Below are 11,035 nucleotides of genomic sequence, written 5' to 3'. Positions count from 1 at the left end.
GATATACTGTTCCCCAAGGGGGGGTAGTATGAAAAAACTAATACTTATTTGCTTATGCGCACTAATGATACTGGCCGCCGGCTGCGGATCCGGGTCAGTTGCCCTGAGTGATGAAGAACTGCTGGAACGGGCATACAGCAATATGGAGGCAGCTGAATCATCCCATTTGGAAGCCAGTTTTGCCGTGAGTGCCATGGGCATGCGCATGGAGCCAATTCATTATGAGATTCTTCAAGAGTACCCGGACAGAACATATATGAAGCTGGACGTGGAAGATTGGGACACCGGCGAGCTGACCACGTTGGAAATACTGATGGACGGCGATAATATTTCTCTGCGTTCCGATTCCCTAGACGCGCTGGATGCCGAGTCCCGGGCCCTGTTGGAAGAACTTTATCTAGAGGAAATTGAGAACCCGGGCGAATACGAAAATATCTTCCTCGACCTTGAACAGACCACTAATTTCTCAGTAATCGACAATCCTGCCGGCCTGGATGCAGAAGCATATCGCACTTATTTATTTACTCTCGACGGGGACAAGCTAACCGAAATGGTGCTGGCTGAAATGGATCTTCAGGATGAACTGTTCCCTGCCGAAACCGAGGATCTCGAGGAATGGGAAATAGAAATGTTGGAAGCAATGACGGAAATGTTCATGGCCAGCCTTTCCCTGGAAATGGAGGCAATTCTGGTTGTGGACGTCGCCAGCGAACACTTCCATTCCCTGAGCATGGACATCAAGATGGAGCTCCCCCTGGGCGAACTATTTGAGATTGAAAAAGAGGATGACGATTTCTTCGCCTTCCCCGACATGCTGCAAATCCGTATGGAGATTGAATTGGAATACCTGGCCATCAATACCGAATTAGAATTCCCCGAGTTCGAGTAAACACAAAAAGACACAATTCGAGAACCGTCCTCGAATTGCAGGAGGGGTTTCTTGCATAAACTACATTTTATTGCATCAGACACTATCGATAAAGTCTGGAATCGACCGGCGGCGATGTGGGATTACCAACAACCCCACCAGCTTCAGGAGTGTTGCATTGACCAACCCGAGCGAGCAGTAACTGTCGAGATAATTCCTGCCTATACAGCTGAGCATTTGTTTGTCTTTGTGCGCAGCAACCAACAAACTGTCAGTGGCCGTGATCGCGGGTATCAGAATGGCGATGGACTGCACTTTGTGCTTGCCCGGCCCTGTCAGGATGGAGCGGCCAGCACTGAATTTTATGTGGTGGGCATCAGCCCCTTCGATAAAGGTCGGCAGCGAAAATTCATCTGGTATAAGAACATAGACCTTACATTTATTCCTCTGGAAGGCACAGATGTGCGCCATAGCACTGAATCCGCTTGGCAGTATTTTGCCGTCAGGACACCCTGGCATGAACTGACACCATACCACCCCTGGCTAGACAGATTGATTGGCTTTAACCTTAGTTATGTTCAGGCAGTGCCTGATGGCCGTAATACCTATATGCTGCGTCGGGATGAGCGTATCCAAAGTGAACAATCCCCGCGTCTTTATGCGACATTCAGCCCAATCTATCCCCGAAATGCTCACATCCTTAAAGGGGTGAGCCGCCTTTCGTCAAAGCACGCTACCCAAGGCGCTCTACTCACCCTTGAACTAGTTTTGAACAGTCCCAGGACTCAGACGCTGGAGTTCTCCTTCACGGTTGACGAGTCTGCCCCGGTGACTTTTTCAGCTCAGCTTCAACCAGGCATCAATCGCCTCCACCAACCGATTGCTACTGCCGGCCTTGCTCCGGGGGAGCACAGCGTGCGGGTAGGCGGCCAATGGAAGGGCAACGAACATTTTTTTATTTACCGCACCGATGAGCTCGCTGAGATATCCAGGGCTGTTAACTCTCTTACACATCAGTTACCTCCGGACGAAATATCCAAAGAAAGTGTTACATTCCTCAAATTTAAAGTAAAAGAGCTGAGAGATAAATTTGGCGCCCTTAAACCGCAGGACAACTTTGGCGATCTTGCTCGGGAAATGGCAGCGACCTGGTCATTGCTCAGGACTGTGCAAGCGGGGAGTAATCATTTTGTGCCTGGAGCAAGAATCCGCGCGGCAATCTGCAGTCGACAGGACAACAGTCTGCAACCATATTCAATATACATTCCCAAAGGAACAGCGACTCCCCGTCAACTGCTGATATACCTCCACGGCAGTGGGGAAGATGATCGTTCCTTGTTCAACAGCACTCAGATGCTAAAGCTTGCAGAAGACTTGCATGTCATTTTGGTAGCCCCTTTTGCCCGGGGCACATCCCACGCATATGTGCCATGGGAAGCGCTGGAAGATATTGCAGAAGTAACGCAAAAAGTCCAGCAACTATTTGCGATATCGCCTAGGAATACAAAATTGAGCGGGTTTTCCATGGGTGGATACGGTGTGCTGCGCGCGTATGAGCATAACCCAACCCTGTTCTCGGGACTGGCGCTGATTAGCGGCCATCCCAGTCTTGCCGAAGCGTGGGGCATGGAGGGGCCCGACTACACCAACCAGGAGGCCCTGGCAATGTTCAAAGACGTGCCGATAATAATCTTCCACGGCACCGAGGACAGGAATTGCCCATTCCCGTTGATAGAACGACTGCATTCCCAACTGACACAAATTAATCCCCATGTTCAGTTGCACGTAGCTAAGGAAGCGGGACACATTGGCTTGGATGATAAATGGCGGTTCCACTTACAACGGTGGGCGGAATCAATCGATTAAAGATACACAAAAGGAGGACGGTTCTCGATTGGCGCCAATCGAGAACCGTCCTCTTTTTGCCTTTTTGAATTAGCTGACACGCTGTCGCAGGAATTCGCCCAGGGGTTTGTCGACCCGGCGAATGTGGGTGTTGAGCCAACCGGCGATAACCCGGTTGGTAATTACTACGATGTGTACTCCGGGGCCTTCGGCCTCAAACCTGCCTTTGACTTCGGCCAGGTTTTCAATGAACTGCTGATGCTGCTTTTTATGCTCTTCATAACGATCGTAATTATTGGCCAGCATAATTTCCTCTTCCCGAGCAAAATGACTGCGGGAATAACCCTCTAGAAATTCCAGCACTTCACCTACAGTCTCAGTGCCCCGCCCCTGATGGCAGGAATCCAGAAGGTGGTTGATCCAACGAAACATCTCTTTATGTTGATTATCGATCTCTTCTACCCCGGTCAATAATGCGTCCGTCCACTGTATTGCCATGGAAGCCCTCCAAGTGAAATTTTGCTAAACGCTACAAACTGATGATTGCATCTTCCGCATAGACCAGCAGAATTCCCAGCAAAGCCAGGATGCCGCCTTCTGTAAGCGCTTTGCGAAAGCAACAATTGTGGCTGTACAACGCCTCTGCAATCCGAGCACCAACTAAACCAACAGCAAATATCAAATGAGGCGCAAACGCAAATCCGGTAAACCGATAGACAATTCCCATCACCAGCATTCCAACTGTTCCGCCAAGCAACGCAATACCGGTTCCCCGCCAGGAAATACGCATAAATTCTTTAAACACTGCACTAGCCTCCATCAATTTCTCTCAATGAAAGTATAGCATATGTTTACAACGGGGAAGCCTGTATTCTAAATTTTTCACTTAACTGTAACAATCGGGCCACATACCTGCCACTTATTTCGAGCTGGGTTTGGGCATAAAAGGGATTAGATCCCTGGCCAGATTCTGCAGCGGCATCGTCTGCAGCCAGACCCGACCCGGACCGCGCAGGGTGGTCATGAACAAACCTTCGCCGCCGAAAAAGATGTTTTTCAGCCCCTTAACCATCTGGATATCCATGTTCACACTTTCCTCGTAAGTAGCGACGTTGCCCGTCTCAACATGTATAGTCTCGCCCACATCGAGATCCCGAACGACACATTCGCCATCAATCTCAATAAACGCTGTTCCCTGTCCGCTAAGCCGCTGCATGATGAAGCCCTCGCCGCCGAACAGTCCGGCGCCCAATCTCCGTTGGAACGCGATATCCAGTTCCACACCTTTTTGAGCGCAGAGAAAGGCCCGCTTCTGGCAAATTATCGACTGCCTGGCCACATCAACCGGGATTATATGACCAGGGAAAGAATGACCGAAGGAAACCTGCGCCCCCTCCCGGGTGGCAGAAAAATAGACCAGGAACATCTTCTCGCCCATCAGGGAGCGCTTTAGGCCTTTGAACAAACCACCGGTGTTGGTTTCCATGGTAATGCCTTCATCCATCCAGGACATCGAACCGGGCTGGGCATAAATTTCCTCTCCACCTGCCAGTGTCAGCTCGACCACCGGCATCACAGAACCAATTACTTTATATTCCACTGCTTCCACCTCCAATATTGCACTATTCGCGGCCTGGGCAAGATTTTCCTGCATGCATGAAGGAGGGGGGAGGGCCACCGGCGAACTAAATATCACTAGCGATTCCAGTGAATATCCCCGCACGGAGGTGTATTTCATGTTCCCGGAAAAACGCGATGGAACCTGGTTTTTAATCGGTATTTTCCACGCCATTATCCTTTACGCGCTGTTTTTGTTAGCGATAGCAACTGCAGCCAGCCCCGCTGCAGCACTGGCCGGTTTTATTGTTATGGCCGTGATTTTTATACTCTACTCCCTGCTGACTGCCTTGCTGGGATTTTTTTACGGCAGAATCATCTACGCCGGTAGCGCTGGCGGCAGCCTGGTGGGTATGTTGTTCTGGTGGTACTTAATGAGCGCAAGTAGCGGCTGGGACCAGGCAGGCGCCCAGTTCAGCATAGTGCTTTTGGTTCCCGGCCTGACACTGGCCGGGTTGGCCGTCAGCCTATTGGTTCAGAAAGTGCTTCCCTGGTAACAGGCTTCAATTACGCGAAAAAGCGGCCGCAGCCGCTCTTTTCATGTACCCATTATATGTTTTGCAGCCGTTAGATCATCAGGCGCATTGATATTAAAAAAGCTTAGTCCGTCCGGATCCACAGCAGCCACCTGCTCTGGCGATAGCGCCGTCGGTGCCAGTCGGTCCAGCAATGCAGCCAGGTGATAGCGCCGCTCAGAAAACAGTTCCGTAATAATCTCCAACGCCGTCGCAGGATAGAGGCCCGGCAGAGGTTGAAGACGATGCTGCCAGCGGGCAACGGCGCCGCCCGCGTTTTTATGCTGCCAAAGCAGATCGACAAACTCCCGCTGGACAAAGGGCATATCACAGCCCACTACCAGGTTCCAGCGAGATTTTGAAGCCAGCAAACCGGTATAAAAGCCCAGTAACGAACTGGGCTGTATACCTGGGGGGTCAGGCAGATACCGGGCCGCAAGCCAAGGCCTGGGCGGGCCGGAAATCAGAATCTCTGCTGGTTGCCACCTAATCACCCGTTGATAGACCCGGGTCAGCAACCGCTCCCCCGCCAAATCAAGGCCGGCCTTGTCCACCCCCATGCGTCGTGAACGGCCTCCGGCCAGGATTATCACCGTCAGTTCCACCACTTCACCTCCTGGCAGGCACTAAGCCAACGGATACTGGAAAACTACCACGTCTATATCCAATTGCTCAAACCCGGCAGCCAACAATTGCTCCCGATACCGGTGACAGTCGGTCACATAACTAATGTCCTCAATCGGCGCTGCTTGCTGGCGAATACCTCGCAACAAGTCAGGAATATCGTCCTCGCTCCCCCAGAGCAAAGACATGGTCAGGCGCCCGGGGCGTTTCTGGTGAATCATTGCTCCCGCCTGCCCAAAATAGCGGCAATGCCCCTGATTATGCCAACGCGCTATCAATTCGTCCAACCATGGATAGAAGGTCCAGCCCACGGGAATCAGACCGTGGTTGGTCCGGGGCGGAGGCTCGCCAATCAACTCCAGGTGTCCATCGGTTATCGGCTCTGCCGGAGCCTGGTAGCGGTAAAACTCTCCCGCCAATTCAAAGCCCAAGCGATCGGCCATGGTCCGGCTCGCCTTGTTATCACTGCCGGTGGCGTAGCGCAACGACGAAAAGCCCGCCTGCCGGGCCAGCTCGATATGATGTCGGGCGAGGGCGGTAGCGACACCGCGCCCGCGCCAGGCCGTATCCACCCGGGCACCCTCCAACCAACCGTGACCAGGCACCAAAGTGGATAATTTGCTGTATCCCACCAATTCGTCGTTGGCGAGCACAACCGAAAACTCTCCCTCCGAATCATGCAACCACTTGTCCACCACCCGGGGTATGTAATCCCGGCCCTCCCAAACCTGAGCCGAAATTTCGAGAATCCTGGGTTTATCACTCTCCCGCGCAGGCCGGACACGATATTCGCCTGCGCCCATTTTATGGCTCCTGGGGGATTATAATTGCACAAATGATGTAGGCGAGAATACCGAGAAACCCAGCGCTAAAAATTGACAAAATCACCCACCCAAGGCGAACCAAGGTCGGGTCCAATTGAAAATATTCAGCGATGCCGGCACAGACTCCGGCCAGCATAACCTGGGAACGGGAACGGTAAAGACGTTTCGGTTCCATCTGATCTACCTCCTAAAAACTATTGCCTACGGCTATTTAATATCAAAGCAAGGCCGACAATGACAAATACCAGCGGCCATAGCGCCTGAAAATTAATCTGGGGAAACCAAAGCCGCATGTATGGCCAGAGCACATTCATAAACAGTAGGAAACCGCCAACAATTATCAGCAGCCAGCCTAAGCCCCGGTTATTGTAACCGGCGCCGGTGGTGCCGGAAATGGTTTGCCCAGCTTCAACCGGGATAATGACTGCCGCCAGCACGTAGAGCACGGCCATCAACGGCGCCAGGAATAGTCCAAGGATAACAGCACCAACCCGGACCAGGGCCGGGTCTAGGCCAAAGTATGCAGCCACGCCGGCACAGACACCGGCCAGCATCCTATTATTTATATCACGATAAAGACGTTTATTCATCTGCTTCCCTCCCCGGTGTTTTTATTGCTAAGAAAGACCTTGGCATCCCGTACCAGGGACTGGGTACCCACAATCACTACTGTGCCAGTTTGGGCAGCAGCCAGGGCCCGGTCCAGGGCCGCCTCGGGATCCTGCACATATTCGCACTTCCCGTTCAGACCCTCGGCGGTGGCCAACACTTCCTCCCGGGCAGGAAACTCCAGGTGGGGGTTGGTGGCCGTGGTCACTGTTACCGACGCTGCCAGCGGCGCCAATACCGACAGCACGCCCCGCCAATCCTTGTCCGCCGGCACGCCGGTTACCAAATGCAGGGGCGGCGCCAGCTCCTGCAATACCGCAGCCACATACTGGGCGGACTGGGCGTTAATTGCCCCATCCAGCAATACCGGCGGCCTGCCGGGGACAAGTTCGCAACGTCCTGGCCAGCGGGCGGCATCGAGACCGGCCTGAAGCTCATCATCGGTTGTCCCGGGCAGAATCTCCTCAGCTGTCGCCAAGGCAAGGGCGGCATTGATTATTTGAAACCGACCCACCAGTGGCAACTTGAATTCCGCCTCCCGCGCCTGGGAGCGGTAATAAAACCGGCTGCCGGACAAGTCGCTCTGCAGCGCTTCCACTGTGAAATCTGCCCCTTCCTGTTTTAGCGGCACCGCGAAATGGCGGCACAGTGAGCGTAAAAGTGTACTTACCTGGGTATGTTGCTGGCAAGTCACACAAAGCTTCTGCCCGGGCCGGACAATCCCTGCCTTATTGGCAGCAATATCTAACAGGGTCGGTCCCAATTCCCGGACGTGCTCCTCCATAATTGGAGTCAACACCGACCATTGATTGTGCAGCACTGAAGCATCGTCAGAGACTCCGCCCCGACCGCATTCTACAACGTTGAAATCAGTCTGCTGTTCCTGGTACCATTGCAGGGCCACAGCCAAAGTAGTTCCCACCGGGCCGAGATAATGGTCCCGCGGCATCGCCTGGGTAATCTCGTTGGCAACAGGCATCAGGTTCTGGATCAGGCGCACAAAATTCTCCTCATCTATCTTTATGCCGTTGACGCGGATACGTTCGCAAAAATCCACCAGATGGGGACCGGTAAACAAGCCTACGTGGCGGCCGGCATGCTCAAGCAGGCAAGCCAACAGCGTGCTGGTCGACCCCTTACCTTTGCTGCCGGCAATCAGAGCGGTGGGCGGCTCCGATAGACTGAGCCCCAAACGGGTAATCAGCTCCCGGGTATAACGGGGATGGCGTCGATGAATGTCTGCATCAGTAGTCAGATAGGGCTTGCTGTCCACGTAGGACTGATATACAAACTTAATCGCTTCATAAGAGTCCAATTCCATCCCTCCCGGTCCATTTCATAATAAAACAAAAGGGTTGGCGCTGCCAACCCTTTTTGCTTAAACCTCTGGCTCAATCAATCCGTAGTTGCCGTCTTTGCGCCGATAGACAACATTGGTTTGATTTGTTTCCGCGTTGCTAAAAACAAAGAAGTCGTGGCCCAGGAGATTCATTTGCAGAACCGCCTCATCAGGAACCATTGGCTTGATGGCGAACCGCTTGGTCTTTACTATTTGCGGTTCATCCTCGTCCATAGATGAATGCGTTCCAACCTCCTCTTTGATCAGACTGCCAGTCTGTCTGTTCTTGCGGTTAATCCGAGTCTTGTACTTGCGTATTTGTCGCTCCAGCTTCTCCACAACCATGTCGATTGAAGCGTACATGTCCGACGAACTTTCCTCTGCCCGAATCAGCATGCCGCCGTTAAGTAAAATCATTGCCTCGATCACATGATTCTCTTTAACCACACTGAGAGTGACCTGAGCCTCGGTATTTTCTTCAAAGTACTTGCTGATTTTCCCGATTCTCTTTTCCACATGTTGTTTTAGTGCATTTGTTACTTCAATATTTTTACCCCTGGTAATAATCCGCACTTTGATCAACTCCTTTCAGTGGTTATTATATTTATTCCCTGCAACCAGAAAAAATCCTGCCAAATAACTAAAATCCCACCCCAAAAATTTGAGGCGGGATTGATTGACTATAGTTTTACAACGTTTGCTGCTTGCAGGCCGCGGGAACCTTCGACGATGTCGAATTCTACAGTGTCGCCTTCGTCCAGCGTCTTGAAACCTTCGCTCTGGATTGCTGAGTAGTGAACAAAAACATCGTCGCCGTCTTCTCTTTGAATGAAACCGTAGCCTTTTTTCTGGTTAAACCATTTTACTTTGCCTTGCACTAAAAAATACCTCCAAATGATGATGTAGCTTAAAGCTCGATTAATACTACCATAAATAAAAGGACAAGTCAATTTCCCAAAACCAATACTGCCACCAAGCGAACCCCGGCCGACAAAAGTTTTTCTGTGCAGGCTGCTGCGGTGCCGCTGGTGGTAAACACATCATCGATCAGCCAAACATCCTTATTTTTCAGGACCTCGCCACCAGTATAGCGGAGGAACTTCTCGAGCCCCCGCAGGCGCGCGTCCCGTCCCTTGGGGCAGACGACCGGGAATCCGCTCAAAAACTTGAGAAAAATTGGCAGCGCTGAATTCGGTGGCCCGCCCGGGGCCGGCACCACCACCGCCAATTGCTTTATATCCAGCACCAGAGTCACGCAAGGTCAGATATTTATGCTAATCGGAATTCTGTCACACTCCTGGGCTCACATAGCTGTCGAAAGTACAATCCGGCCATGGTCCTGATCCTGGAGGGGGTGTTATCCTAAAATTACTGTCGATATTCTCCCAGTACTGAGCTACGTAAGAAACCTTGTATCTTGCTCTCATTCTTAGCTCCTACCGATTAACAAAGATTAGTTCTGCATAATCAATCTCAAGTATTTCTGCACCTGACTTGGCTTGAATCCACAGAAGAGGGGCAACATCAATAATGTACCCATTCGTGTTACAGGTTTTATATTGACCTGTAACCGTAGCATTTACTTGCTCATATGTTACAGTTCTCCACGTTCCTGACAGTGCTGCAGTCCCGTCACCTGTTTCGTAAACAGATTTAAAAGCTTCTTCCTCTGAATAACCAAATACTTTTATAAAGTTGTCATAAGCTTCTTCATCAGTAATTGCTGTCCCGGAAATTAAACTATTTGAATGCTGCTCAGCTGCTACATTAGGTAGAGCACTCAAGCTTATTAAGACAACTAAACAAAAAGAAATAATCATCCTTACTATTTTGAACAATTGACTTCCCTCCTTGAAATAAAGATAACCAATAACTAGCACCTGAAAAGCCACGGTAGAGTATCCCATACACGTGGTGAAATGTTAAAGTAATCCTCTACCAGGTCAAACTACGGTAAGCTTTAAGAGTATTACTATGACTCGGCTTTCAAAGCCTTGGCCAATAGAATACCCATAAAAGTACTGACAATCGGTAGTGCAGGCGTATAGAATATTCGAGCCCAAATGTTATAGATCCATTGTTGCGAATGTATCCAATCACCGTAGGTGTAGCCAATCCATGCACTAATGAGTAGAATGCCCAGAATTACAACAGGGAGTATAACGCCCCCTTTTTTTAAGCTGATAGGCCGATTAAATGGAGTCAGCTCTACTAGCAGGGCCGTGAAAAATAATGTAATCAGCATCATAAGTAAAGAAAGCAGGGAAGCTTTATATGTCGGATAAAAATAACTATACAGGCTTGTTCCCATCACGATTATCACCAATCGTAATAGTAATGTCATCATCTCATACCCCCTTCCTACCGCGGCATTAGGGTCTGCTGAATAATTGCTTTTCGGCAGTCCTTGGCCAATGAATCCCTTGTAAAATAGCAATCCATTCTCTTAGTGGGATTATGAATGAAACCGAATAATCTCCACTATTAAATCTTGCGCTTAACATCGGGTTATTTTAATTTTCACAATAAGTATTACAACTTGACTGTTCGTACTTCGTCAATAATTGAGGGGCTTATGAGATAATAACGTAAGCTTCAAACTCATCTAGCCCCGCAGCAGACCAAAAGTCAAGCGCTAGTACGCGGTTTTGTAGTATAACTTCTTAACTCAAGTTTCGCACACCCAAAACCCTGCTGACCTCCTGAAGTAACTAGGTAAGTCAGCAATAAATTGGCCATAAAGCTCCCTAATGTGCTCCTGATTTAGTCTAGCCCTGCTCGTGACATATACAGG

16 protein-coding genes are annotated in these 11,035 nt (G+C 50.5%); 3 read left to right on the top strand and 13 right to left on the bottom strand.

What is annotated here, in order from left to right; translation table 11 throughout:
* Positions 1–28 precede the first annotated feature (28 nt).
* Complete coding sequence (locus FH749_12750; GenBank protein ID MTI96324.1) at positions 29–889, top strand: hypothetical protein; 861 nt, start codon at positions 29–31, stop codon at positions 887–889.
* A 51-nt stretch (positions 890–940) separates the two neighbouring features.
* A complete protein-coding gene (locus tag FH749_12745) occupies positions 941–2,734 on the top strand; it encodes a hypothetical protein (GenBank protein MTI96323.1) in 1,794 nt (597 codons plus the stop codon).
* A 69-nt stretch (positions 2,735–2,803) separates the two neighbouring features.
* Here the strand turns inward: FH749_12745 and FH749_12740 are convergent, their stop codons facing one another.
* From FH749_12740 to FH749_12730, 3 genes are all read right to left on the bottom strand, one after another.
* Positions 2,804–3,211 (bottom strand): bacteriohemerythrin, encoded by a 408-nt coding sequence (locus tag FH749_12740; protein ID MTI96322.1) that lies wholly within the window; start codon positions 3,209–3,211, stop codon positions 2,804–2,806.
* A 31-nt stretch (positions 3,212–3,242) separates the two neighbouring features.
* A complete protein-coding gene (locus FH749_12735) occupies positions 3,243–3,518 on the bottom strand; it encodes a hypothetical protein (GenBank protein ID MTI96321.1) in 276 nt (91 codons plus the stop codon).
* A 114-nt stretch (positions 3,519–3,632) separates the two neighbouring features.
* A complete protein-coding gene (locus FH749_12730) occupies positions 3,633–4,313 on the bottom strand; it encodes a TIGR00266 family protein (protein ID MTI96320.1) in 681 nt (226 codons plus the stop codon).
* Positions 4,314–4,449: 136 nt separating this feature from the next.
* On the opposite strand from FH749_12730, the gene FH749_12725 reads away from it, so the two are divergent.
* Positions 4,450–4,827 carry a hypothetical protein gene (locus tag FH749_12725; protein MTI96319.1) on the top strand — a complete coding sequence of 126 codons (378 nt, stop codon included), beginning with the start codon at positions 4,450–4,452 and terminating at the stop codon, positions 4,825–4,827.
* A 41-nt stretch (positions 4,828–4,868) separates the two neighbouring features.
* Here FH749_12725 and FH749_12720 read toward each other — a convergent pair whose 3' ends face one another.
* The 10 genes from FH749_12720 to FH749_12675 all read right to left on the bottom strand — a co-directional run bounded on the left by FH749_12720 (position 4,869) and on the right by FH749_12675 (position 10,588).
* Positions 4,869–5,450, bottom strand: coding sequence for a molybdenum cofactor guanylyltransferase (locus FH749_12720; GenBank protein MTI96318.1), 582 nt, complete (start codon positions 5,448–5,450; stop codon positions 4,869–4,871).
* 21 nt (positions 5,451–5,471) lie between these two features.
* Entirely contained in the window at positions 5,472–6,272 is an 801-nt protein-coding gene (locus tag FH749_12715) for a GNAT family N-acetyltransferase (protein ID MTI96317.1), read from the bottom strand.
* A gap of 1 nt (position 6,273) precedes the next feature.
* Positions 6,274–6,468 (bottom strand): PspC domain-containing protein, encoded by a 195-nt coding sequence (locus FH749_12710; protein MTI96316.1) that lies wholly within the window; start codon positions 6,466–6,468, stop codon positions 6,274–6,276.
* A 19-nt stretch (positions 6,469–6,487) separates the two neighbouring features.
* Positions 6,488–6,883, bottom strand: a complete 396-nt coding sequence (locus FH749_12705) for a PspC domain-containing protein (GenBank protein MTI96315.1) — start codon at positions 6,881–6,883, stop codon at positions 6,488–6,490.
* Positions 6,880–8,223 (bottom strand): hypothetical protein, encoded by a 1,344-nt coding sequence (locus FH749_12700; GenBank protein MTI96314.1) that lies wholly within the window; start codon positions 8,221–8,223, stop codon positions 6,880–6,882. The genes FH749_12705 and FH749_12700 overlap by 4 nt, the downstream gene beginning before the upstream one ends.
* A gap of 57 nt (positions 8,224–8,280) precedes the next feature.
* On the bottom strand, positions 8,281–8,814 hold the full coding sequence (gene raiA, locus FH749_12695) for a ribosome-associated translation inhibitor RaiA (GenBank protein MTI96313.1): 534 nt from the start codon (positions 8,812–8,814) through the stop codon (positions 8,281–8,283).
* 107 nt (positions 8,815–8,921) lie between these two features.
* The gene (locus FH749_12690) at positions 8,922–9,119 is read right to left on the bottom strand and encodes a cold shock domain-containing protein (protein ID MTI96312.1); all 198 of its coding nucleotides are present in this window, start codon (positions 9,117–9,119) and stop codon (positions 8,922–8,924) included.
* A gap of 68 nt (positions 9,120–9,187) precedes the next feature.
* Positions 9,188–9,487, bottom strand: coding sequence for a hypothetical protein (locus FH749_12685; GenBank protein ID MTI96311.1), 300 nt, complete (start codon positions 9,485–9,487; stop codon positions 9,188–9,190).
* Between the two features lie 190 nt (positions 9,488–9,677).
* Complete coding sequence (locus tag FH749_12680; protein ID MTI96310.1) at positions 9,678–10,079, bottom strand: hypothetical protein; 402 nt, start codon at positions 10,077–10,079, stop codon at positions 9,678–9,680.
* Positions 10,080–10,213: 134 nt separating this feature from the next.
* Positions 10,214–10,588: a hypothetical protein gene (locus tag FH749_12675; GenBank protein ID MTI96309.1), complete on the bottom strand. Its 375-nt coding sequence runs from the start codon at positions 10,586–10,588 to the stop codon at positions 10,214–10,216.
* Positions 10,589–11,035: the final 447 nt, after the last annotated feature.

It is taken from the genome of Bacillota bacterium, from assembly GCA_009711825.1.
Classification (GTDB): Bacteria; Bacillota; Proteinivoracia; order UBA4975; family VEMY01; genus VEMY01.
Note: the sequence above shows the minus strand (reverse complement) of the source record. Positions and strands in the feature narration are given on the sequence as shown.